This is a genomic window from Ectopseudomonas khazarica, assembly GCF_017915135.1.
GTDB lineage: Bacteria > Pseudomonadota > Gammaproteobacteria > Pseudomonadales > Pseudomonadaceae > Aquipseudomonas > Aquipseudomonas khazarica.
This window is the reverse complement of the sequence record NZ_CP068551.1, coordinates 5,102,109-5,124,585: the sequence shown is the minus strand read 5'-3', so window position 1 is coordinate 5,124,585 and position 22,477 is coordinate 5,102,109. Positions and strand designations below refer to the sequence as shown.

The 22,477-nt window shown below is 67.5% G+C and carries 17 protein-coding genes; 11 read left to right on the top strand and 6 right to left on the bottom strand.

What is annotated here, in order from left to right; genetic code table 11:
* Window positions 1-1,209: a bifunctional phosphopantothenoylcysteine decarboxylase/phosphopantothenate--cysteine ligase CoaBC gene (coaBC, locus tag JLK41_RS24060; protein ID WP_037051169.1), complete on the bottom strand. Its 1,209-nt coding sequence runs from the start codon at window positions 1,207-1,209 to the stop codon at window positions 1-3.
* Window positions 1,210-1,349: 140 nt separating this feature from the next.
* On the opposite strand from coaBC, the gene radC reads away from it, so the two are divergent.
* Window positions 1,350-2,024, top strand: a complete 675-nt coding sequence (radC, locus tag JLK41_RS24055) for a RadC family protein (protein WP_037051173.1) — start codon at window positions 1,350-1,352, stop codon at window positions 2,022-2,024.
* Window positions 2,025-2,033: 9 nt separating this feature from the next.
* Here radC and JLK41_RS24050 read toward each other — a convergent pair whose 3' ends face one another.
* Entirely contained in the window at window positions 2,034-3,611 is a 1,578-nt protein-coding gene (locus JLK41_RS24050) for an ABC transporter substrate-binding protein (protein WP_210390012.1), read from the bottom strand.
* A 343-nt stretch (window positions 3,612-3,954) separates the two neighbouring features.
* Here JLK41_RS24050 and rpmB point away from each other — a divergent pair, with 343 nt between their 5' ends.
* The 3 genes from rpmB (at window position 3,955) to JLK41_RS24035 (ending at window position 5,788) form a co-directional block, all read left to right on the top strand.
* Window positions 3,955-4,191, top strand: a complete 237-nt coding sequence (rpmB, locus tag JLK41_RS24045) for a 50S ribosomal protein L28 (RefSeq protein ID WP_003242523.1) — start codon at window positions 3,955-3,957, stop codon at window positions 4,189-4,191.
* Window positions 4,192-4,201: 10 nt separating this feature from the next.
* Window positions 4,202-4,357, top strand: coding sequence for a 50S ribosomal protein L33 (gene rpmG, locus JLK41_RS24040; RefSeq protein ID WP_003457707.1), 156 nt, complete (start codon window positions 4,202-4,204; stop codon window positions 4,355-4,357).
* A 216-nt stretch (window positions 4,358-4,573) separates the two neighbouring features.
* Complete coding sequence (locus JLK41_RS24035) at window positions 4,574-5,788, top strand: HDOD domain-containing protein (RefSeq protein ID WP_210390011.1); 1,215 nt, start codon at window positions 4,574-4,576, stop codon at window positions 5,786-5,788.
* Here JLK41_RS24035 and JLK41_RS24030 read toward each other — a convergent pair.
* Window positions 5,776-8,655, bottom strand: a complete 2,880-nt coding sequence (locus tag JLK41_RS24030; protein ID WP_210390010.1) for an EAL domain-containing protein — start codon at window positions 8,653-8,655, stop codon at window positions 5,776-5,778. The genes JLK41_RS24035 and JLK41_RS24030 overlap by 13 nt on opposite strands.
* Window positions 8,656-8,836: 181 nt before the next feature.
* Entirely contained in the window at window positions 8,837-9,895 is a 1,059-nt protein-coding gene (locus JLK41_RS24025) for a fatty acid desaturase (protein ID WP_210390009.1), read from the bottom strand.
* A 103-nt stretch (window positions 9,896-9,998) separates the two neighbouring features.
* Between JLK41_RS24025 and JLK41_RS24020 the strand changes: the two genes are divergently transcribed.
* The 5 genes from JLK41_RS24020 to JLK41_RS24000 all read left to right on the top strand — a co-directional run bounded on the left by JLK41_RS24020 (window position 9,999) and on the right by JLK41_RS24000 (window position 17,107).
* Window positions 9,999-11,012, top strand: coding sequence for an AraC family transcriptional regulator (locus JLK41_RS24020; protein WP_210390008.1), 1,014 nt, complete (start codon window positions 9,999-10,001; stop codon window positions 11,010-11,012).
* Window positions 11,009-12,085, top strand: a complete 1,077-nt coding sequence (locus JLK41_RS24015; protein ID WP_037051202.1) for an FAD-dependent oxidoreductase — start codon at window positions 11,009-11,011, stop codon at window positions 12,083-12,085. Before JLK41_RS24020 ends, JLK41_RS24015 begins: the two co-directional genes overlap by 4 nt.
* Window positions 12,086-12,316: 231 nt before the next feature.
* Window positions 12,317-13,888: a methyl-accepting chemotaxis protein gene (locus JLK41_RS24010; RefSeq protein WP_037051205.1), complete on the top strand. Its 1,572-nt coding sequence runs from the start codon at window positions 12,317-12,319 to the stop codon at window positions 13,886-13,888.
* 413 nt (window positions 13,889-14,301) lie between these two features.
* Window positions 14,302-15,669, top strand: a complete 1,368-nt coding sequence (locus tag JLK41_RS24005; RefSeq protein WP_210390007.1) for a glutamine synthetase family protein — start codon at window positions 14,302-14,304, stop codon at window positions 15,667-15,669.
* 124 nt (window positions 15,670-15,793) lie between these two features.
* Entirely contained in the window at window positions 15,794-17,107 is a 1,314-nt protein-coding gene (locus JLK41_RS24000; protein ID WP_425321830.1) for an NAD(P)/FAD-dependent oxidoreductase, read from the top strand.
* 25 nt (window positions 17,108-17,132) lie between these two features.
* On the opposite strand, the gene pdxR is transcribed toward JLK41_RS24000, so the two are convergent.
* Window positions 17,133-18,545 (bottom strand): MocR-like pyridoxine biosynthesis transcription factor PdxR, encoded by a 1,413-nt coding sequence (pdxR, locus tag JLK41_RS23995; RefSeq protein ID WP_210390006.1) that lies wholly within the window; start codon window positions 18,543-18,545, stop codon window positions 17,133-17,135.
* Between the two features lie 274 nt (window positions 18,546-18,819).
* Between pdxR and JLK41_RS23990 the strand changes: the two genes are divergently transcribed.
* Both JLK41_RS23990 and JLK41_RS23985 read left to right on the top strand, forming a co-directional pair.
* Window positions 18,820-19,863, top strand: a complete 1,044-nt coding sequence (locus JLK41_RS23990) for a TlpA family protein disulfide reductase (RefSeq protein WP_210390005.1) — start codon at window positions 18,820-18,822, stop codon at window positions 19,861-19,863.
* A 73-nt stretch (window positions 19,864-19,936) separates the two neighbouring features.
* Window positions 19,937-21,955 carry a protein-disulfide reductase DsbD family protein gene (locus tag JLK41_RS23985; RefSeq protein ID WP_244976455.1) on the top strand — a complete coding sequence of 673 codons (2,019 nt, stop codon included), beginning with the start codon at window positions 19,937-19,939 and terminating at the stop codon, window positions 21,953-21,955.
* 98 nt (window positions 21,956-22,053) lie between these two features.
* On the opposite strand, the gene JLK41_RS23980 is transcribed toward JLK41_RS23985, so the two are convergent.
* A complete protein-coding gene (locus tag JLK41_RS23980; protein WP_210390004.1) occupies window positions 22,054-22,383 on the bottom strand; it encodes a DUF2790 domain-containing protein in 330 nt (109 codons plus the stop codon).
* Between the last annotated feature and the right edge of the window lie 94 nt (window positions 22,384-22,477).

The following is a 22,477-nucleotide window of genomic DNA, read 5'->3' as shown; positions in this document are numbered from 1 at the left end:
TCAGTTCTTGTTCAAACGGTCGGCGATGAGTGTGATCAACTGGCGGGCGATCTTGCCCTTGCTGGTCTGGGCAAAGCTGGTTTGCTGCAGCTCGCGGTCGATCACGGTGATGGCGTTCTCTTCACTATTGAAGCCGATGCTGGGATTGGCCACATCGTTGGCGACGATCAGGTCGAGATTCTTGTCGCGCAGCTTGCGCGAGGCGTATTCGAGCAGGTTCTCGGTTTCCGCGGCGAAGCCCACGCTGAACGGGCGGTCGTCGCGACCTGCGATGGTGGCGAGGATATCCGGGTTGCGCACCATTTGCAGGAGCATCCCCTCGCCACTGCTGGGGTCTTTCTTCAATTTGTGCTGCGCGACCACTTCCGGGCGGTAATCGGCCACGGCCGCGGCGGCGATCAGCACGTCGCAGGGCATCGCAGCTTCGCAGGCGGCGAGCATGTCGCGGGCACTGACCACATCGATCCGGCTGACCCGGTCCGGCGTCGGCAGGTGCACCGGGCCGCTGACCAGGGTGACCCTGGCGCCGGCTTCGGCGGCGGCCTCGGCCAGGGCGAAGCCCATCTTGCCGGAGCTGTGGTTGGTGATGTAACGCACCGGGTCGATGTTTTCCTGGGTCGGGCCGGCGGTGATCAGGATGTGCAGGCCGTCCAGCGCCTGACGCTCGAAGCAGTCGGCGGCCAGGTTGGCGAGGTCGTTCGGTTCGAGCATGCGGCCCAGGCCGACGTCGCCGCAGGCCTGGCTGCCGGATGCGGGGCCGAACAGGCGCATGCCGCGCTGTTGCAGCAGGTCGAGATTGGCCTGGGTGGCAGCGTCGCGCCACATCGCCTGATTCATCGCCGGCGCCAGGGCGATCGGGGCGTCGGTGGCCAGCACCAGGGTGGTCAGCAGGTCGTTGGCGATGCCCTGGGCCAGGCGGGCCATGAGGTCGGCGGTGGCCGGGGCGATGAGGATCAGGTCGGCCCAGCGTGCCAGTTCGATATGGCCCATCGCCGCTTCGGCGGCCGGGTCGAGCAGGTCGAGATGGACGGGGTGCCCGGAAAGCGCCTGCAGGGTCAGCGGCGTGATGAACTCGCGGCCGCCCTGGGTCATCACCACGCGGACTTCGGCGCCCTGATCCTTGAGTCGGCGAACCAGCTCGGCGCTCTTGTAGGCGGCAATACCGCCCCCCACGCCGACGATGATGCGTTTGCGATACAGCCGCTGCATAGGCTTGCCTTTTATATACCGGTGGATGTGCGCCACGTGACCAACGCCTCCCCAGGCCGGTCCCGTGTAAAAAGATGGGCTACGATAGCACAGCGCCCGCAGCGGAACAGCGGGCGCCTGGCTCGACATGGAGGTGTTCGATGAGCATTCGCGACTGGCCCGCGGCGGAGCGTCCGCGGGAGAAATTGCTGGAGCAGGGCGCTGCTGCGCTGACCGATGCCGAACTGCTGGCGATCTTCCTGCGCACGGGGGTTGCCGGCTGCAGTGCGGTGGACCTGGCGCGGCGCCTGCTTGCCGAGTTCGGCAGCCTGCGGGCCTTGCTGGAGGCGGAGTTGCCTGACTTCAGTCAGCACCTCGGCCTGGGGCCGGCCAAGTACGCGCAGCTGCAAGCGGTGCTGGAGATGGCCAGGCGGCATCTGGCCGAGCGTCTGCGCCGTGATTCGGCGCTGGAGAGTCCGCAGGTGGTGCGCGACTACCTCAAGGCGCAATTGCGCCACGAGTTGCACGAGGTGTTCGGCTGCCTGTTCCTCGATGCCAAACATCGCGTGCTGGCGTTCGAGGTGCTGTTCCGTGGTGGCATCGACAGTGCCAGCGTCCACCCCCGGCAGGTGGTCAGGCGTGCGCTGGCCAACAACGCGGCGGCGGTCATCCTCACCCACAATCACCCGTCTGGCGTTTCCGATCCCAGCCAGGCCGACCGTGTGCTGACCCGGCGCCTCAAGGACGCGCTGGCGCTGGTGGAGGTGCGGGTGCTCGACCACTTCATCGTCGGCGACGGCGAGCCGCTGTCGATGGCCGAGCAGGGGTGGATGTAGCCCGGCCGGTCAGCGGGCCAGGCTGACCCTGGCGAAGTCCTGCCGACCGAACGGGCTGACCCGGTAGCCCTCGACCTTGGCGTCGAGCAGGGCGAAGGCCGTGGGGTGGGCCAGCGGCAGCCACAGCGCCTGCTGCTGGATGATCGCCTGCGCCTGGTGATAGAGGCGACTGCGTTCGGCCTGGTCGCTGTGGGTCTTGCCGTCGGCGATCAGCCGGTCCAGGTCCTTGTCGCAGTAGCGCGCGAAGTTGAGGCCGGACTCGACCGAGGCGCAGGCGAATTGCGGGGTGAGGAAGTTGTCCGGATCGCCGTTGTCGCCGGCCCAGCCCATGAACAGCAGGTCGTGTTCGCCGGCCTTGGCGCGGCGGATCAGCTCGCCCCATTCGATCACGCGAATCTCGGCGTCGATGCCGACCTTGGCCAGATCCGCCTGCAATAGCTGGGCGCCGAGGCTGGGGTTGGGGTTGAGCAGGCTGCCGCTGGGGCGGGTCCAGATGGTGGTCTTGAAGCCGTCCGCCAGGCCGGCTTCGGCCAGCAGGGCGCGGGCGCGCTCCGGCTCATGGGCGTAGCCGGGCAGCTCGCGGGCGTAACTCCAGGTGTTCGGTGGGTAGGGGCCGTTGGCCGGCTCGGCGCTGCCTTCGAACACGGCCTTGACGTAGCTGGCCTTGTCGAACGCCAGGTTGATCGCCTGGCGGACCTGCGGCTTGTCCAGCGGCGGGTGCTGGCTGTTGATACCGACGAAGGCGGTCATGAAGGCGGCGGTCTGGGCACTCTTGAGCTTGGCGTCGCCGGCGATGGCCTGGACGTCCTGTGGCTTCGGCGACAGGGCGATCTGGCATTCGCCGCGGCGCAGCTTCTGCAGGCGCACGTTGCTGTCCGGGGTGATGGCGAAGATCACCCGGTCCATGGCGGGCTTGCCGGCAAAATATTCCGGGTTGGCGCGGTAGCGCACGGCGGCGTCCTTCTGGAAGCGTTCGAAGACGAAGGGGCCGGTGCCGATGGGCGCGCTGTTGAGCTTCTCCGGTGTGCCCGCCGCCAGCAGTTGCTCGGCATATTCCGCCGGGTAGATGGAGGCGAAGCCCATGCTCAGGGTGGCCAGGAAGGTGGCGTCGCGGCGGCTCAGGGTGATGCGCACGCTGTGTGCGTCCGGCGCCTCGACCCTGGCGATCAGGCTCGGCCACTGCATCGATTGCGCATGCGGATAGCCGCTGACGGCGACCGCGTGCCAGGGATGCTGGTCGTCGAGCATGCGCTGGAAGCTGAACACCACGTCCCGGGCATCGAGGTTGCGGCTGGGAGTGAAGGCGGCGCTGTGGTGAAAATGCACGTCATCGCGCAACTGGAAGTCGTAGACCAGGCCGTCCGCCGAGATCGACCAGCTGCGCGCCAGGCTCGGCAGCAGCTTGCCCTGCACGGCGTCGAACTCCACCAGGCGATTCATCAGCATGTCGGCCGACGCATTGGTGGTGGTCAGCGAGTTGTACTGCACCACGTCGAAACCTTCCGGGCTGGCTTCGGTGCACACGCTGAGGGTCGCGGCCTGGGCAAGGATCGGGGTGCACAGCAGAGTGGCGAGCAGCAGGCGCATGGTTGGCTCCATTCCTGGCGTGGATGACAAGCTTGCAACCCTAGTCGATTTGCCGGGTGCTGAATACCTCGGCGAGGCGACGAGCGGTCAAATGTGGATAATGCCCCGAAGGCTCGGCCCCAGGGCCGTTCGCGGGTGCGCCCTGACTTTTTATCCTGCGCTTTCCCTTGTTGCCCCCAGGGCTTTCTGGTATAAAGCAGCGCTCTTTTCTAGGGGCCCGGTTCTTGCGCTATTCAGTGCGCCCGGTAAGACCCTCGAGAAACGCGGCGCTGAGCGCCAATGACATTGAGTTTAAGCGGCCAACCCATGCCGGGTTGGGCATGTGGTTTTAGAGGGCTGAGGCATGTCGAGAGTCTGTCAAGTTACCGGTAAGGGTCCGGTAACCGGGAACAACATTTCCCACGCAAACAACAAAACCCGTCGTCGTTTCCTGCCGAACCTGCAGCACCATCGCTTCTGGGTCGAGTCCGAGAAGCGCTTCGTGCGTCTGCGCGTATCTGCCAAGGGCATGCGTGTCATCGACAAGCGTGGCATCGACGTAGTGCTGGCTGAGCTGCGCGCTCGCGGCGAAAAGGTTTAAGGAGAGAGTCATGCGTGAACTGATCCGTTTGGTGTCCAGCGCCGGTACCGGCCACTTCTACACCACCGACAAGAACAAGCGCACCACCCCCGACAAGATCGAAATCAAGAAATTCGATCCGGTCGTACGCAAGCACGTGATCTACAAGGAAGCCAAGATCAAGTAATTGATCGGCCTTCCGTCGAAAAAGCCCGCCCTTCCGGCGGGCTTTTTCGTTTCTGCGTGCGGCAATAGGTCTCAGGCATTCCCGGCGGGTGCCGGCCCGTGCCGGCTGACGACAGCCCAGGTGGCGGTTTAGACTGCGGCCTCTGGCCTGAAACTGACGCATCGTGCAGCTTTCTCCGGCCCGGCAACCTCCCTTCGTTCCCGTCCAGAGAGTCGCATGACCGCCTCAGCACATCCCGTGGAAGTTCTAATCGCCGAGGCCGACCCCTGGACTTCCAACCTGCTGCAGCAACTGGTGCTCGATGTCCGGGGCGATGCGCGCGTGCTGCAGGTCAGCGACGGCCAGACCGCTCTGGCCCGCTGCAAGCGGCGGCTGCCCGATCTGGTGATCGCCGACGGCGAATTGCCCGGGCTCGATGGTGTCGAGCTGCTGCGTCAGCTGCGGCGCCATCCGCGTACGCCGGCACTGCCCTTCGTCCTGATCAGCGGTCGTCTCGATGCCAGCAGCGTGCGCGCCGCGCGCCCGCTGGCGCCCAGTGCCTACCTGGCCAAGCCCTTCAATGCCGAAAGCCTGCGCCAGCGCCTGCGCGGGTTGTTGCCGGTCGCCAGCGGCGAGCCGCAGTCGCGGCAGCCGCTGCTGCTCAGCGAGCTGCGGGACTTTCTCGACACGGTGCGCGAGGAGGGCCAGGGGGCGCCGTTGCTCAGCGATGTGCGCAATGCCGTCAGCCAGGGCCTGCAGGCGGGTGAGCAGGACCTGGGCGAGCTGGCGGCGGTATTCGGCGCCGATCCGCAGATCACCGCTCTGCTGATCGCTGCCGCCAGCACGGCGGCGCAGCACCAGGGCATGCCCTGCCACACCCTGGCGCAGGCGCTGCAACGCCTGGGCGTGGCGCGCACGCTCAACCTGGTGCTGGGACTGGCGCTGCAGCGCAATGCCCAGCTGCGCGATGCGCGCCTGGCCGAACTGGCCACGCAGGCCTGGCAACGGGCCAGGCGCAGCGCCGAGCTGGCGCGCTGGCTGGCGACCGAGCTGAAGCTGGACGCCGAGCTGTGCTACACGGCGGGTCTGCTGCACAACCTCGGCGAGCTGGCCCTGCTGCGCAGCCTGCAGGACTGGCAGGAGGCCGGTGGCGAGCTGAGCAACGCGCAGATCGACGATGCCATGCAGCGGCGTGCGGCGAGTTTCGGCTCCGCCCTGCGTATCCGCTGGCGCCTGCCGTTCGGCCTGCGCGAGCTGATCGCGGCGTTCTATGGCCTGGGCAGCGGCGTGTTCTCCCGCGAGGCGCTGGTGCTCAACCTCAGCGGCCTGCTGCTGGCGCTGCCGGCCAACGCCCTGCCGGCCAGCCTGGCCGAGGCCCGTTGCGTGCGCATGCTGCGCCTGAACGTGGCGTTGCTGGAGCAGGTGCCGGTGGAGCTCTATCAGGCGTCCTGAGTGTCGTGATGGCGGACATCGTCGGCCAGCAGGTGCAGCGGCTGCGGGCGGCCGACGAAATAGCCCTGTGCATAGTCGATGCCGAGGCGGCGCAGGCAGTCCAGGCTGGCCTGGGTCTCGACGAACTCGGCGACGGTGAGCAGGCCGAGCTGGCCGGCGATCTGGCGCATCGAGCCGACCATGGCCTGGTTGATCGGGTCGCGCTCGATACCGCTGATGAAGCTGCCGTCGATCTTGAGGATGTCCAGCGGCAGGTGGCGCAGGTAGGCGTAGGAGGCGAAGCCGCTGCCGAAATCGTCCAGGGCGACCTTCAGACCCTTGCCGCGCAACTGTTCGATCCACTGCGCGGAAACGCCCAGTTCACCCAGGGCGACCATTTCCGTGACTTCGATGCACAGCTTGCTGGGCGGCAGGCCGTGGCGCTGCAGCTCGTCCTGCAGCAGGCGGTGGAAGCCGCTGTCGAGCAGTGAACTGGCACTGAGGTTGACGTTGACCTGGGCCAGCTGCGCCAGATGGCGTGGATTGGCCGCCAGCCAGGCGCACAGGTGCTGGATCACCCAGCGATCGATGGCGCCGAGGAAGTCATAGCGCGCCGCGGCGTCGAGAAACTGCGCGGGGCTGATCCAGTCGCCGTTGTGCGGGTCGCGGTAGCGCAGCAGCACTTCGTAGTGCAGGCCGCTGGAGGCCTGCTGCAGCGCCTGGACCGGCTGGAAGAACAGCTCGAAATGACCGCGCTCGGTGGCCTCGCGCAGGCGGGTTATCCACTGCAGCTGGCGCTGGTGTTCGAGCAGGGCGCCATCGGCCGGGTTGAACTGCTGTACGCGGTTACGCCCCTGGTGCTTGGCCAGCTGGCTGGCGCTGGTGGCCCAGTTCAGCGCCGTCTCCCAGTCGCTCACCCCGGAGCCGAGTGCCAGCATGCCGATGCTGGCGTGCAGGCGGAATGGCCGTCCCTGCCAGGTGAAGACGAACTGCTCGACGCCGCGGCGCAACTGTTCGGCCTGCTCCAGCGCGGCTTCGTCGTCCACCTCGCGCAGCAGGACGGCGAACTCGTCGCCGCCAACGCGGGCCAGCTCGGCATGCCGTGGCAGCTGATGCAGCAGTTGGCTGGCGAGCTGCCTGAGCAACTGATCGCCGGCGGAATGGCCACAGAGGTCGTTGACCTGCTTGAAGCGGTCCAGCCCCAGCAACAGCAGGTGACTGAAGCGGCGCTTGGCGGTGCCGCCGAGGGTTTCCGCGAGCAGCCGTTCCAGTTCGCGGCGGTTGAGCAGGCCGGTCAGCGCGTCATGTGCGGCCAGTTGCTGCAGGCGCTCTTCCAGCGCACGGCGCTCGCTGAGGTCGACCACGATGCCCTCGATGCAGTCCTGATGCGGACGCAGGTGCAGCGACAGGTACACCCAGCGCGGGCGCTGTTCGAGGTCGTACAGCTGGCATTCGCAGCTGGCGGTGCCGCTTCGCGCGTCCAGCTGCGAGAGCAGCTCGTGCCACTGCGTCTCGCCCACCAGGTTCGGCAGGGCGAGTGCGTCGAGGCTGGTCGGCAGTGCCTCGCGTCCCAGCAGGCGGGCCAGGCTCGGATTGGCTTCCAGCAGCCTGCCGTCGCGGCGGCAGCGGAAGATGCCTTCGCCGCTGTGGCGGAACAGCGCCTGGTACTGCTCCAGGTTGTCGATGGCCTGGGCCTGGCTGCTCAGCAGCACGCGGCGTACGCGCTCCAGCTGTTTGTCCAGCAGGGCGCCGAACAGCAGCATGCTCAGGGCCGGCAGGTAGGCGTACATGGCGTAGAAGCCCGCCGGCAGCGGGACCAGCCCGGCGCGGCCCAGCGGCACCAGCAGCATCAGGATCAGGGCCGCACTCCAGCACAACAGGTAGCCGGGCGCGTAAGGGCGGCGCTGGCGGACGCCGATGATCAGGAGCAGCAACTGGTACAGGCCGGTGGCCAGGATCAGCAGGTTCAGCACCTCATAGGCGCGCGGATGATCCACCAGCAGGCCGCCGACGCTGACCAGCAGGCTGGCGGCGAACAGCGCGTCGCGCAGCCAGCGCAGGCGCTTCAGGCGCAGGCCGAGGGCGCTGGCGATGAACAGCGAGCTGAAGATCATCATGCCGGCGGTGGGCAGGTTGACCAGCAGCTTGGGCAGCATCGGCCACTGCGGCCAGAGCAGCCCGGCGAGGTTGTAGATACTGGCGTTGTACAGCGCGGTACTCAGCGAGGTCAGGCCGAAACAGGCCAGCGGCCACTCGCGCAGCGTGCTGTAGCGGATCAGGTAGAACAGCGCCAGGGCCAGCAGCGCGCCGATCAGCAGGCCGCTGCGCAGCCAGCTGTGGGCGATCAGCTGCTGCCCCTGTTCGGCACCGACCAGCTGCAGCGGCAGGTTGATCGCCGAATGGCTCTGCACGCGCAGCAGCAGGGTGTGCACACCGGCGTCCAGGCGCGGCAGGTTGAGCAGGAAATGCGGATAGGGTTCGCCACGTTCGCTGAATGCCCGACTCGAACCACTGTAGAGCGGCCCCAGTGGCCGTTCTCCGTCGTACAGCCAGATTTCCAGGTCGTCGAGGAAGGTCTGTCCGATGATCAGTTGCAGGCGCTCCGCCGCCGGGGCCTGCACCTGCGTGGCGAGCCACCAGGCGCTGCGGCTGTAGCCGATACGCGGTGTGCCCTCGACCTCGCGACCCTGGGTGGCGATGCGTTGCAGCACCTCGCTTGCGGTCAGCTGGGCGCCGGGGTCCTCGAGCAGCAGGCTGCGTTCGATGCTGACCGGCTCGTCCAGGTCGCCCGCCTCGAGCTTGAGCAGCGGCAACGCGCCGCCCGCCCAGACCGGCAGGACGCAGACCAGGCAGAGCAGGGTCATCAATGAACGAAGTGGGCGGAGCATCCGGGCGCCTCATGGCTACTGCGAGGGCGCCGGAGTCCGGTGGACGTTGTTCTGTCGTGCGGTAACGGTCAGGCGCAGAGGGATTCTAGCCGACTGTCGGGATGATGATTGCGGGGCGAGTCTCATCCGCCAGGAAGAACTTCCCCGCCCGTCGCGGCGCACAGGGCGCCGCGCATGAGAATCAGGCGGCCTGCGTGCGTTGCGCTTGCGCCTGGTCGCGGCGGGTCCAGCGATTGGCGCGGGCGAACGTACCGAAGTCGTTGAAGCGCACGCCCATCTCGCGCATCACCCTGTGGGCGAAGGGCACGCTGAGCTGGCGGATGTAGAAGGGCTCCTTGACCACGAAGTGGTGGATCGCATGGCTGCTGCCGAAGTTGAAGCAGAATGCCTGCAACGGCCACAGCCACCAGGGGTTGAGCACCTGCGTCTGCTGGATCACGTTGCCCGGTTCGACATCGCCGTAGTAGTGCATGTTGGAGCTGACGAAGTGCAGGCAGAAGGTGCGCAGCACGTTGGGGCCGACCAGCACCACCACGGCGACGTTCACCACCTGCATGGTCGCCAGGGTCGTGGCCGACCAGGCAATGGGGGCACCGAGGGCGGCGCTGGCCCAGTCGAGCAGGTGGAAGCCGAGGAACAGGTACCAGGTCGCCCAGTTGAGCAGGCCCAGTGGCGCGTAGACCTTCAGCGTGCGGCTGAGGATCAGCCGGCGGTGCGCCGGATTCTTCGCCCGCAGCCAGCGGATCAGCGAGCTCATCATGTTGTCGCCGACCATCAGCAGGCGGGCGATGCCCCAGGGTTCGCCGTTGGTGATGGCGCGTTCCTCGGTATCCGCCTCGCTGCCGGACACCTTGTGGTGGTTCAGGTGCAGGTGCCGGCGCACCCAGGGGTTGATGGTGCTCGGCCGGGCCAGCCAGACCAGCGCCATCATCAGGTTGTGCGGTATGGGTCGCTTGCGGAAGTACATCGAGTGGATCAGGTCGTGCTCCAGCTCGTGGGTCAGCGAGGCGAAGAAGGCGTTGAGCAGCAGGCACGCCCACCAGGGCAGCTGGCCGCCGACGTACAGGGCCGCCGAACCGAGCATGCCGAGCAGGGCGAAGGCGAGAATAGCGGCGCCGAGCGCGTCCTGATGCTGCAGGATCGGGTAGCGCTGGCGCAGTGCGTTGCCGTGGGCCATCACCTGCTCGCGGATATGCGCGGCGCGTTGCTGATCATTAAGGCTTGCGGGGGAGGGGGACATGCCGACATCCTCTTGTTATTGGGCTGTGACTTCACTGTGCCGTGACGGTCGTCAGAGCGCCCGACCGAGCACGCCAACCTGCCTACCGGATACGCCAATCTGCATGACCGCCGAACCCTCCACCCTGGCCAGCTGGACCCGCGCCCTGCGCAAGCAGCTCGATGCCCTTGGCCTGGACAGCAGCGCGCTGTGCCGCGAGGCCGGGCTCGACCCTGCGCTGCTGGACGACCCCAACGCGCGTTGCCCGCTGTCGGTGACCACCCGCCTGTGGCAACTGGCGGTGGCGGCCAGCGGTGATCCGGCGCTGGGTCTGAAGACCTCGCAGTTCGTCAGCCCGACCACCTTCCATACCCTGGGTTATGCGCTGATCGCCAGCAGCAGCCTGCGCGAGATGTTCGAGCGCATCGTGCGCTATCACCGGGTGGTCAGCGATGCCCTGCAACTGGAGCTGCGCCAGGTGGACGATGCCTACGAGTTTCGTTTCCGTGTCCCGCCCGGCAGCCCGACGCCGGCAGCGGAGGCGCTGGACGCCTTCGCCGCGATCTACGTGCGCAGTTGCCGCAATCGCCTGAGCCGCGACTTCGCCCCGCTGCTGGTGCAGTTGCAGCGCCCGCGTCCGCTCGACCCCGAGCCGTGGCAGGCGGTGTTTCGCGCTCCCGTGCAGTTCGAGGCCGAGGAAAGCCTGCTGCGCTTTCCGCGGGACGCCTTCGAGCAACGCCTCGACGATGGCAACCCGGAGCTGGCCGAGCACAACGAAGCCGTGCTCAGGCGCAGCCTGGAACAACTGCAGGCGGCCAGTTGCAGCGAGCGGGTACGCAACTTCCTGCAGGCACAGTTGCCAGATGGCGAGCCGTCGGCCGAACGCATCGCCCAGGCCCTGCACCTGAGCCTGCGCAGCCTGCAGCGCCACCTGGCCGAGGAGGGCACCAGCTACGAGGCGCTGCTCGGGGACACGCGCCAGGCCCTGGCGCTGCAGCACATGCGTGACCCGCGCTGTTCGATCAGCGAGATTGCCTATCTGCTCGGCTTCAGCGACAGCAGCAGCTTCGGCCGAGCCTTCAAACGCTGGACCGGGCAGACCCCGAGCCAGTACCGCGACGGATTGAAAAAAGCATGACCCAGTACGACCTGATATTGGCCGGAGCCGGTCACGCCCACCTTGGCGTGTTGCGCCGTTGGGCCATGGTGGAACGCCCGCCAGGGCGGATCGGCCTGCTCAGCCCCGGCCCCGAGGCCTGGTACGCCGGCATGTTGCCGGGGCTGATCAGCGGCCGTTTCAGCGCTGCCGACTGCCGGGTGGAGCTGCAGCCGCTGTGCCGGGCGGCCAAGGTCGAGCTGATCGAGGGCGAGATCGCCTCGCTCGACGCCGACAGCCGCTGCCTGCGCCTCACCGATGGCCGTGACCTGCAGGGTGAATGGCTGTCACTCAACGTCGGTGCCGGCATGGCCATACCACCGCAGCAGGGCGATGCCATGCAGGTGCTGGCCGCGCGGCCCATCGAGCGGCTGCTGGTGGGCTGGCAGCAATGGCAGGCTGAACCCAGACGCATGGCGATTCTCGGCGGCGGCGCGGGTGGCGTGGAGCTGTCCCTGGCGCTGGCCGACAAGGTGCCGGCGCTGGCGCTGTTCTGCGGCGGCGCGCTGCTCGACGGGCTGTCGCCGGGACTGCGCCTGCGTGCCCTGGGCCATCTGCGTCAGCGTGGCGTGCAGGTGCGTGAGCACTGCCCGATCGGGCGCATCGAGGACGACTGGCTGCTCAGTGGCGACGAGCCCGTGTGGCGCGGGCGCCGCCTGTTGCTGGCCAGTGGCGCGCGGCCCTGGCCCTGGCTGACGGCCAGTCAGCTGGCCACGGACAGCGCCGGCTTCATCGCCATCCGACCGACCCTGCAGTGCGAGTCGCACGCGCAGGTGTTCGCCGTCGGCGACAGCGCCAGCCTCGATGGCATGCGCCGCAGCGGGCGTTTCGCGGTGCGCCAGGCGCCCGTGCTGGCTGCCAACCTGCAGGCGGCCTTGCAGGGGCGGCCCCTGCGCCAGTACCGGGCGCAGTGGCAGAGCCTGGCACTGCTCGCCACGGGTGATGGCGGCGCGCTGCTCGGCTGGCACGACTGGAGTGCGGGCGGGCAGCTCTACGGGCGTTGCAAGGACTGGCTCGACCGGCGTTTCGTCCAGCGCCATCGCGTCGTGGGGTAGGGCAGGCTAAATTCATGGCATGGTGCTACCAAAGTGCGATGGTGCTGGCGCTGCCAACCTGCTCGAATTCGGTCATCGTGCCCGGTCTGCATCGTCTGATTTGTCGACGGGCCTGCCTCCCCCGTAGCCTGTTGCCCAGGTTGCGTGGGATATTCCAGGAGAGAACCCGCCGTGACTTCGTCCGCCTACAGCGCCTCGCCGCGCACCAGAACAAGAACTCTGAGGTCGGTCATGCAAGCTGCTTTCATCCGCACACCTGTCGCCTGTCTGCTGCACGCCATCGGGCTTGCGGGCCTGATGCTGGTCTATCAGCAGGTGCAACTGCCCGCTTATGTCAGCGTGCCGTCCTTCCTGCTGCTGGCGCTGTGGCCCTGGCTGGGGCCCTGGCAGCGCCGAGACGAACCCGCCGCCGTGGTGCGCAAGGCGCCGGCCGGTGACTTCGTCGAGCTGAGCCGCGGGCTGTCGCGCCACACCTGTCACAACGCGCTGTCCGCAGCCAGGGTCGCCCACGCGGTCAAGCACCTGGCCGAACGCCTGCAATCGCAGCTGGCGGCGGTGCAGCAGGTCAGCCAGGCCGCCGAGGCCATTACCCTTACCGAGCAGGACAGCGCGGCACGTGCCGAGCAGACCCTGACGGCGGCCCGGCATGTGCGTGAGGCCAGTGCCGATGGCCAGGCCGAACTCAACCAGGCCATCGGCCGCATGCAGCAGCTCAGTGCCCAGACCCTGGCCAGCCGCGAGCTGATCGACGGCCTCGGCAGCCGCACCGAACAGATCGAGCAGGTCACCCAGGTGATCCAGTCCATCGCCAGCCAGACCAACCTGCTGGCGCTCAACGCCGCCATCGAGGCGGCCCGTGCCGGTGAGATGGGCCGTGGTTTCGCCGTGGTCGCCGATGAGGTGCGCAACCTGGCGGCGCGCACCGCCAGCGCCACCGAGGAAGTCAGCCAGATGGTCGCCGACATCCGCCAGCAGAGCACGGCAGTGGTCGAGCACATCCAGCGCCAGAGCGTCGAACTGGAGCAGGCGGCGCAGCAGATCGAGACCGCCGGCAGTCGGTTGCACGGCATCGCCGACCAGGCCGAGGAGGTCGAGCAGCAGGTGGCGCGGATCAGCGCCGGCACCGCCGACAATCACCAGCGTCTGGCCAGCCTGTCGGCCGCCGCGTTGCAGCTGCAGGATGACGTGCAGGGCAGCGAGGGACAGACGCGGCAACTGGCCGATGCCGCCGAACAGTTGGTCGGCCAGGCCGAGACGGTCAGCGAGCAGCTCGCCGAGGTGGGCCTGGACGACTATCACCAGCGGGCCTATGACCTGGCGCGCGAAGGCGCGGCTGCCATCGCCGCGCAGTTCGAGCAGGACCTGCAGGCCGGGCGTATCGGCCTCGACGACCTGTTCGATCGCCGCTACCAGCCGATTGCCGGTACCCAGCCACAGAAGTACCGCACGCGCTTCGACCAGTACGCCGACCAGGTGCTGCCGGCCCTGCAGGAACCCTTGCTCGAACGCCACGAGGGGCTGGTCTTCGCCATCTCCACCACGCCGGAAGGCTACGTGCCCACCCACAATGCCGCGTTCAACCATCCGCCCAGCGGCGACCCGGCGGTGGATGCGACCCGCAGCCGTGGCAAGCGCCTGTTCAACGACCGCACCGGTATCCGTTGCGGCAGCCACAAGCAGACCCTGCTGTTGCAGACCTACATGCGCGATACCGGCGAACTGATGCACGACCTGTCAGTGCCGATCATGGTGCAGGGCCGGCATTGGGGTGGTTTGCGTCTGGGTTATCGACCCGAGCCATAGGGGCGCCGCGCGCCCCGTCGGCGGCATTGCCGGCAGGAAAATGTCTGCCTGATTGTTTAGCCGGCGCACAACCAAGCGTATGAAAAACCCGATTTAACGCACGTCAAACCCTGTGCGACGCTGCCAAGCCATGATCTCCCCGGCCTGCCAAGTCCATGTTCCGCTGTACCGCGCGCCTGCGCGGCGGCGCCTGTTGGAGCGGCTCAACCCGCTGCTGACGATCATCCTCGCCTTCTGGGCGCTGTGGCACTGCCGCCACGCGCGCCCACCGGACGCCGTCCCCACCCGCTGAATTCCGATGGCTGCGCCATGCCCGCAGCCGCTGATGCCCAATTGTCTGCCTGTGCAACCTGTTCGAGAATCGAACGGGCCGTGCGGACACCGAGCGCCTGACTGGCGCAAGCGAGTGCGATATGACGACTTTCGCTGCTGTGCAGGAAGCCCAGGCTTTCCTGACCGACAACCCCGACATCGAACTGATCGAGCTGTTCATCCTCGACGCCAACGGCGTGCCGCGCGGCAAGCTGCTGCATCGCGAGGAACTGCTGGCGCTGTATGAGAGTGGCCGGCCGTTGCCGAGCACCATGCTGGGCCTGTCCATCCTCGGCGAGGATGTCGAGGACTCCGGTCTGGTCTGGGACGTCGGCGATATCGACTGCCGCGCCTACCCGTTGCCCGGTAGCCTGGTGCGCCTGCCCTGGCGGCAGATTCCCACTGCTGCGGTACAGGTTTCCATGCACCCCAGCGAAGGCCTGCCGGCAACCCCCGCCGACCCGCGCCAGTTGCTGGTGCGGGTGATCGAGCAGCTCGAAGCCGACGGCTATCACCCGGTGATGGCCTGCGAGCTGGAGTTCTACCTGCTCGACCAGAAGCGCGACGCGCAAGGGCGCCCGCAGCCGGCGCTGGATGCCGACGGTGGCCGTCCGCGACAGACCCAGGTCTACGGCCTGCGCGAACTGGAGCAGATCGAGCCGTTCCTCCGCGACCTTTACGCCGCCTGCAAGGCCCAGGGGATTCCGGCACGCACGGCGATTTCCGAGTACGCCCCCGGCCAGGTCGAGATCACCCTGGAGCACGGTCCGGTACTGGCGGCGATGGACCAGGCGGTGCGCTACAAGCGCCTGGTCAAGGGGGTGGCGCATGCCCACGGCATGCAGGCCTGCTTCATGGCCAAGCCGTTCGCCGAGATCGCCGGCACCGGCATGCACATGCACGTCAGCCTGGCCGATGCGGCGGGTGACAATCTGTTCGCCAGCGAAGATCCGGCCGGTACGCCGCTGTTGCGTCAGGCGGTCGGCGGCATGCTCGCCAGCCTGCACGACTCGTTGCTGCTGTTCTGCCCCAATGCCAACTCCTACCGACGTTTCCAGGCCAACAGCTACGCGCCGCTGGCGCCGACCTGGGGTGTGGATAACCGTACCGTGAGCCTGCGCGTGCCGGGCGGCCCGGCGAGGACCCGACACGTCGAGCACCGCATCTGCGGCGCCGACGCCAACCCCTACCTCGCGGCAGCGGCGATTCTCGCCGGTATCCAGCGCGGCATCCGCGACCGCCTCGACCCCGGGGCACCGATCGAGGGCAACGGCTATGCCCAGGCCAAGGAGCGCCTGCCGAGCCAATGGTCGGCGGCGATCCAGGCGCTGGAGCAGTCGAGCTGGGCCCGCGACGCCTTCGGTGACGACTTCCTCAAGGTGTTCCTGGCGGTCAAGCGCGCCGAGTATCGCCAGTTCATGGGCGAGGTCGGCGAGCAGGACTGGCGCTGGTACCTGAGCAACGCCTGACTGAACAGCATCGCGGCTGAAGCCGCTCCTACGAAGTGTGCATCCCATGTAGGCGCGGCGGGCGGCATTCCGCTTCAGCCGCGATCTCAGATTCACCGGTGCCAACGCACCCCAAGGATATGCAATGAACGCGATCAACCAAGCCGTCAAACCCGCCGCCGAGCGGGCGCCTTCCTACTACTCGGCGTCGCTCAACTTCGAGTCCGACTACCCGACGCTGCAGGGCAGCGTGAGCGTGGACGTGGCCATCATCGGCGGTGGCTTCACCGGCATCGCCACGGCCGTGGAGCTGGCCGAGCGCGGCCTCAAGGTCGCCGTGGTGGAAACCAACAAGGTCGGCTGGGGGGCCAGCGGGCGCAACGGTGGCCAGGTCACCGGCAGCCTGTCCGGCGACGAAGCCATGCGCAAGCAGATGCGCAACAGCCTCGGCAGCGACGTCGACGACTTCATCTGGCACCTGCGCTGGCGCGGCCACGAGATCATCAAGAGCCGTGTGGCCAGGTACGGCATCGCCTGCGACCTCAAGCACGGCCATCTGCACGCGGCGATGAAGCCCAGCCACATGGACGAGCTCAGGGCCTCCTACGACGAGGCGCTGCGGCGCGGCATGGCCGGCGAGGTGAGCCTGCTCGACGGCGCCGAGGTGCGTGCCCAGCTGGGCAGCGACCTGTACTGCGGGGCGATCAAGAACACCCGCAACATGCACCTGCACCCGCTCAACCTGTGCCTCGGCGAAGCGCAGGCGGCGGCGAGCCTGGGCGCGCTGATCTTCGAGCATTCCGAAGTGCTGGATATCGTCCATGGCCCGCGTCCGGCGGTGGTCACCACGGGCGGGCGCATCGAAGCCAAGCAGGTGCTGCTGGCTGGCGACGTCTACCACAAGCTGGAGCGGCGCAAGCTCAAGGGCATGATCTTCCCGGCCATGGGTGGCATCGTCACCACCGCGCCGCTGGGCGAGCTGGCGAAAGAGATCAACCCGCAGGACCTGGCAGTCTACGACTGCCGTTTCGTGCTCGACTACTACCGCCTGACCGGCGACGGCCGCCTGCTGTTCGGCGGTGGTGCCAACTATTCCGGGCGTGATTCACGGGACATCGCCGGGGAACTGCGCCCGTGCATCGAGCGCACCTTCCCGCAACTCAAGGGCGTGCAGATCGACTTCCAGTGGAGCTGCGCCATGGGCATCGTGATGAACCGCATCCCGCAGCTGGGCAAGCTGTCGTCCAATGTCTGGTACTGCCAGGGCTACTCCGGTCACGGCGTGGCGACCACCCACATCATGGGCGAGATCATGGCCAAGGCGATTACCGGCGACCTGGAGCAGTACGACACCTTCGCCGCCTGCAAGCACATCAAGGTGCCGCTGGGTGACCAGCTCGGCAACCCGATGCTGGCGGCCGGCATGTGGTACTACCAGATGCTGGAGAAGCTGCGCTGAGGGCGGCCCGAGTCCTCAGCGCCATTCAGCGGCGGACAGCGCCGATGAGGCGCAACAACTGCTGGCAGGCCCGTTCGACGTCGGACTCCAGGATGTTGGGAATGCCCAGCAGCAGCCCGGACCTGGCGCCTTCGGCCTTGGCGTACCAGACGCTCAGGGGCGCTGGCGCCATGCCCTGGGCCAGGGCCAGGCGGGCGATCCGTTGATCATCCTCGCGATTGTCGAGCGGCAGCAATAGCGCCAGCCCGGCCATGGCGTCCTGGGCATGTTCCTGACCCAGCGCCGCGCGCAGCAGCCCCAGGCGGGAGGCGTACAGGCGCTTCATGCGTCGCAGGTGACGCAGGTAGTGTCCGCCCTTCATGAATGCCGTGATGGTCATCTGCGTGGCCATCGCCGGTGCCGGTGCCAGCACGGCGGCGCTATCCATGAAGTGGTTGACCAGGGCCGGTGGTACGACCATGAAGCCCAGGCGCAGTGCCGGGCTGATCGTCTTGCTGAAGGTGCCGATGTGGATCACGCGCCCGGCATGGTCCAGCGAGGCCAGTGCCGGAGCGGCCTTGCCCGCCAGTTGCAGCTCGCTGAGGTAGTCGTCCTCGATGATCCAGCTGTCGCTGCGTGATGCCCATTCCAGCAACGCATGGCGTCGCGCCAGCGACAGGGTCATGCCCAGGGGGGCCTGCTGCCCAGCCGTCACCACGGCCAGGGCTGCCAGGGGCGCCCTGGCAATCCCCTGCTCGACGACCAGACCCTGCTCGTCGACGTCGACGGGCACCACCTGCACCCCCGTCGTCGACAGCGCGAGACGCGCCAGTGGGTAGCCCGGTTCCTCGAACCAGGCTTGCCGGTTGCGCAACGGCAGTCCGAGCAGCGCCAGGCCCAGGGCCCCGGCATAGCCACTGGTCACCAGGATCTGTTCAGGCGAACAGACCAGGCCGCGAGCGACCGCCAGGTAGGCGGCGATTTCCGTGCGTAGGGCCTGCTCGCCACGGGGATCGGGGTAGTTGGTCGGGCTGTGCGCCGCGTGCCGTGCGGCGCTGATGCTGGCGCGACTCCACTGGGTATAGGGAAAGGCATCTTGCGCCGGAACCCCCACCTGGAAGGGCAGCGGTGGATGACCGAACGGATGCATGAGGAACGCCGGCAACGGACCTCGCGGCGTTGCTGGGGCAACGAGCGTTCGGCTGCTCGGCGGGTGCTCGCAGACATAGGTGCCTGCCGCTCCGCGTGCGACCAGCAACTGCTCGTCGATCAGGCGCTCGTAGGCCGCCCGCACGGTGCCGCGCGCCACCCCCAGTTGCGCTGCCAGGTCGCGCCAGGAGGGCATGCGGGCGCCGGCATACAGCTGCCCTTCGCGGATGGCGCTGCCAATGCTGAGGCGTATCTGTTCGATCAGCGACTGGCCGGCGTGGCGGTTGAGCTCGATGCGCACGTTATCCACCCGGCCCCCCCTCGATCGAGGGCGTCAGCAGGTCGGTGCAGGGGCAAGGCGCGGAAGGAATGTCCATGGGCGATCGACCATCCAGCCCGGCTGTACGCAAGCGCGGTGGCCCTGTCCGGTGCTGGGAGCGGATGGGCCGGGTTGGCGTTGGCTTGCCCGGTGATGGTACAGCCGAAAAGGTAATTCTTGGCTCTTTTTTTTGCACCGTCAGCAGGTGAGGATCACGCCATCGCATTACTCGGTTCAGACTTTAAGGAGATCCACGGTGCCCCTGATGACACTTGCAACTCGACTCAAATACCTGGCTGGCGTGGCGCTGTTCGCCGTTGTCTGCCAGGGTGTTCACGCGGAAGAAAGCATCGATGAAGGCGAGCGACGTGCGCAGCATGCGGGGGCCGAGCTGGTCGGCAAGCCGGCGCCGGCGGCAGTCCTGCAGACCATCGATGGTGAGCGCATCGACCTGGCGCAGCTCTACGGCAAGAAGCCGGTCTACCTCAAGTTCTGGGCCACCTGGTGCGTGCCTTGCCGGCAGCAGATGCCCGGCTTCGAAGAGGTGCAGCAGACCCTGGGTGACGATATCCAGGTCATCGCGGTGAACACCGGCTTCAGTGACGACATCGAATCGGTCCGTGCCTACCGGCAGGCGCTGGGCCTGAGCATGCCCATCGTCGTCGATGACGGCAGCCTGGCCGCCGCGTTCAACCTGCGGGTCACGCCGCAGCACGTGCTGATCGGTCGGGACGGACGGATCGCGCATGTCGGCCACCTGGACGATGCGCAGTTGCACGCGGCCTTGCAGCGGGTGCTGGATGTGGGCACCGCGACGGTGGCGGCATCGCCGAACGAGCAGGCCGACGCCGGCCGTCGTTTCAACGTCGGTGATCAGGTCGAGGGTGTGCAGCTGGCGATGCTCGAAGGCGCTGCCGTCTCTCTCGGCCAGGCCAGCGGCAAGCCGCGGGCACTGGTGTTCTTCGCGCCCTGGTGCGAGTCCTACCTGGCCGAGAGCCGGCCGCAGACCTCCCAGGCGTGCCTGCGGGTACGCCAGGATGTCGACCGCCTGGCGGCGCAGAGTGGCGTCGAATGGTTCGGCATCTCGTCCGGGCTCTGGACGTCGAAGCAGGACCTGCAGGACTACAAGGCCAGCACCAACACGCAGCTGCCCCTGGCGCTGGACGAGGGCGACGCACTGTTCCGTGCCTTCGGTGTGCGCGACATCCCCAGTGTCGTGCTGCTCGATGCGCAGGGGCGTGTGGCCCAGGTGCTGAAGCCGCAGGATACGCACCTGGCCGAAGCGCTCGACAGCATCAGCGCCCGTTGATCTCCCTGGCGGCGGGGTGCCCGCCGCCATCCAGCCCTCCGCTCTCAAGGTCATCATGCTTAGACGGTTAATCATGGCACTGCTGTTCGGTGCCCTCATGGCCCCGCTTGCCTGGGCCCAGAACTTGCCGGGACGTGGTGAGGTGCTCATCACCTCGTCGCTGCTGGCCGAGAGTCCGACGCCTGCGGCAGGCGGGCAGACGACACTGGCGCTGCTCATGGATCCCCAGGCCGGCTGGCATGGCTACTGGAAGCAGCCCGGCGATGTCGGCCTGGCGCCGCAGCTGACCTGGCATCTGCCCGAGGGCGTCAGCGTCGGCGAGCCGGTCTATCCGGTGCCGCAGACGTTGCTGATCGATGGCCTGATGAACCATGTCTACGAGCACCCCTATGCCGTGCTGATACCGCTGCATGTCGCGGACGGCCTGGCCAGCGGTGAGTCGTTGGCGATTCGCCTGGATATGAAGTACCTGGCCTGCCGATACGACGCGTGCGTGCCGGAACAGGCGAGCCTGGAGACGCGCCTGACGGTCGGTGACGGCCGCAACGACCCGGCGCTGAGCGATACCTTCGCCCACTGGCGTCAGGCCTTGCCCAGGCCGCTCGGCAGCTCCGCCCGGTTCGCTGTCGAGGAGGGGCTCATGCGTGTCAGCATTCCGCTGCCTGCGGGCATGGCAATCGACGCGCCTCACCTGTTCTCGGCCACCCCAGGCGCCCTCGAAAACGCAGCCGAGCAACGGGTGGAGCGCAGCGACGATCACCTGATCATCGAAACCCGGCCGGGCCAGCAGGTGCCAGAGCACTTCGATGCCCTGCTGTCGCTGGGTAATGGCCTGGGCCTGGACGTGAAGGTCAGCCGCAGCGAGGTTCAGCCCGGCAATACGCTGGTGATGACCCTGGTTGCGCTGGCCGGTGCGCTGCTTGGCGGCCTGCTGCTCAACCTGATGCCCTGCGTATTCCCCATCCTCAGCCTCAAGGCATTGAGCATCGCACGAGCCAACGGCAGTGACGGGGCCGCCCGGCGCGAGGCGCTGGCGTACACGGCCGGGGTGGTGGCGGTCTGTGTCCTGCTGGGTGCGCTGTTGCTCGCGCTGCGTTCTGGTGGCTCGCAACTCGGCTGGGCCTTCCAGCTTCAGGACCCGCGGGTGATTCTGGTGCTGCTGTTGCTGAGCACGGCCATCGCACTCAACTTCGCCGGGCTGTTCGAACTCTCGTCGATCAATGTGGGCAGTGCTCTGGTCAACCGTGAAGGCCATGCCGGTGCATTCTGGACCGGCGCGCTGGCGGCCTTCGTCGCCACGCCCTGTACGGGGCCGTTCATGGCGGCTGCGCTGGGCGCGGCACTGGTGCTGCCTACCGGGGCGGCCATGCTGGTGTTCGCCGGTCTGGGCCTGGGGATCGCCCTGCCGTTCCTGCTGCTGGGCTTCGTGCCGGCGCTGCGTCAGCGTCTGCCGCGGCCCGGCCCCTGGATGGAAACCCTGCGCCACGTCCTGGCCGTTCCCATGTTCCTCACGGCGCTGGCGTTGCTCTGGGTACTCGCTCAGCAGGTCGGCAGCAATGCCCTGATCACGGTGATCGGCTGCACGCTGCTGCTGGGCCTCGGTCTGTGGGTCGCGGGCCTGCGCCAGCGGGCGTTCAAGTCAAACAGCTGGATACCTGCGGTGCTGGCGGCCGTCCTGGCGCTGAGCATCGGTCTGAGTCAGGACAGCAGCCCTCAGGCCCAGCGCGCAGCGCAGGCCTACCAGCCTTTCGACGAGGCGCGCCTGAGCAGCCTGCGCCAGGGCGAGCATGCCGTCTTCGTGTACTTCACGGCGGACTGGTGCGTGACCTGCAAGGTCAACGAGCAGGTCGCGATCAACCGCCCGCAAACGCAGCGCGCCTTCGACGAACATGGCGTGGAGGTGATGCGCGGTGACTGGACGCGCGGTGACGCCACGATTACCGCCTTTCTCGAAAAACACGGCCGCTCGGGTGTGCCGCTGTACCTGTGGTACGTGCCAGGCCAGGCGGCGCCAGAGGTGTTGCCCCAGGTTCTTGGCCCGGGGCTGCTGAGCGAGCTGGCTGCCAACGAGCGTCCCATGACGGAGCCTTGAGCGACCTGGCCAGGAGCGCGTCGGCAGTGCGCTGCGCGATGCGTCCGGCCGATCATCAGGAGCCGTGATCTCGGGCACGGGCATGCGCCGGTGGCGTTTCAGCGCTGGCTGCGGCATTCGCCCAGGCTGCGGTAGCGGATGCTGCGCAGTTCTTCGTTGCTGTCTTCGAAGACCATGATCTGTGGAATGACTCCGCAGTATTCGATTCTCGGGCTCTGGTAAACGACCTTGGCGATGTCCAGTTTCATGCTGTAGCGGTAGTCCTGGATTTGCGGCATCGGCTTGCCCGTGCGTTCGGCGTATCGCTGGGCGACTTCAATGCTGTTCTGTTCGATCTGCCTGACCTTGTCCTTTGGAAAGGACTGCGCAAGGGCGTTGCTGGCGACCAGCAGAAGGGCGAGAGGCAAGAGGTGGTTGACGATTTTCATGGCTGGGCCTGCGGCTGATGGTGTCGAGCCGGACACTAGCGACCCGTCGCTTACCCGGGCATTGCGCCAGGATTACAATCGCGAAAGCCGACGC

Excerpts from the sequence above, each read along its gene's own strand:
- coaBC (WP_037051169.1), bottom strand. The coding sequence starts at position 1,209 with ATGCAGCGGCTGTATCGCAAACGCATCATCGTCGGCGTGGGGGGCGGT.
- radC (WP_037051173.1), top strand. The coding sequence starts at position 1,350 with ATGAGCATTCGCGACTGGCCCGCGGCGGAGCGTCCGCGGGAGAAATTG.
- JLK41_RS24050 (WP_210390012.1), bottom strand. The coding sequence starts at position 3,611 with ATGCGCCTGCTGCTCGCCACTCTGCTGTGCACCCCGATCCTTGCCCAG.
- rpmB (WP_003242523.1), top strand. The coding sequence starts at position 3,955 with ATGTCGAGAGTCTGTCAAGTTACCGGTAAGGGTCCGGTAACCGGGAAC.
- rpmG (WP_003457707.1), top strand. The coding sequence starts at position 4,202 with ATGCGTGAACTGATCCGTTTGGTGTCCAGCGCCGGTACCGGCCACTTC.
- JLK41_RS24035 (WP_210390011.1), top strand. The coding sequence starts at position 4,574 with ATGACCGCCTCAGCACATCCCGTGGAAGTTCTAATCGCCGAGGCCGAC.
- JLK41_RS24030 (WP_210390010.1), bottom strand. The coding sequence starts at position 8,655 with ATGCTCCGCCCACTTCGTTCATTGATGACCCTGCTCTGCCTGGTCTGC.
- JLK41_RS24025 (WP_210390009.1), bottom strand. The coding sequence starts at position 9,895 with ATGTCCCCCTCCCCCGCAAGCCTTAATGATCAGCAACGCGCCGCGCAT.
- JLK41_RS24020 (WP_210390008.1), top strand. The coding sequence starts at position 9,999 with ATGACCGCCGAACCCTCCACCCTGGCCAGCTGGACCCGCGCCCTGCGC.
- JLK41_RS24015 (WP_037051202.1), top strand. The coding sequence starts at position 11,009 with ATGACCCAGTACGACCTGATATTGGCCGGAGCCGGTCACGCCCACCTT.
- JLK41_RS24010 (WP_037051205.1), top strand. The coding sequence starts at position 12,317 with ATGCAAGCTGCTTTCATCCGCACACCTGTCGCCTGTCTGCTGCACGCC.
- JLK41_RS24005 (WP_210390007.1), top strand. The coding sequence starts at position 14,302 with ATGACGACTTTCGCTGCTGTGCAGGAAGCCCAGGCTTTCCTGACCGAC.
- JLK41_RS24000 (WP_425321830.1), top strand. The coding sequence starts at position 15,794 with ATGAACGCGATCAACCAAGCCGTCAAACCCGCCGCCGAGCGGGCGCCT.
- JLK41_RS23990 (WP_210390005.1), top strand. The coding sequence starts at position 18,820 with ATGACACTTGCAACTCGACTCAAATACCTGGCTGGCGTGGCGCTGTTC.
- JLK41_RS23985 (WP_244976455.1), top strand. The coding sequence starts at position 19,937 with ATGGCACTGCTGTTCGGTGCCCTCATGGCCCCGCTTGCCTGGGCCCAG.
- JLK41_RS23980 (WP_210390004.1), bottom strand. The coding sequence starts at position 22,383 with ATGAAAATCGTCAACCACCTCTTGCCTCTCGCCCTTCTGCTGGTCGCC.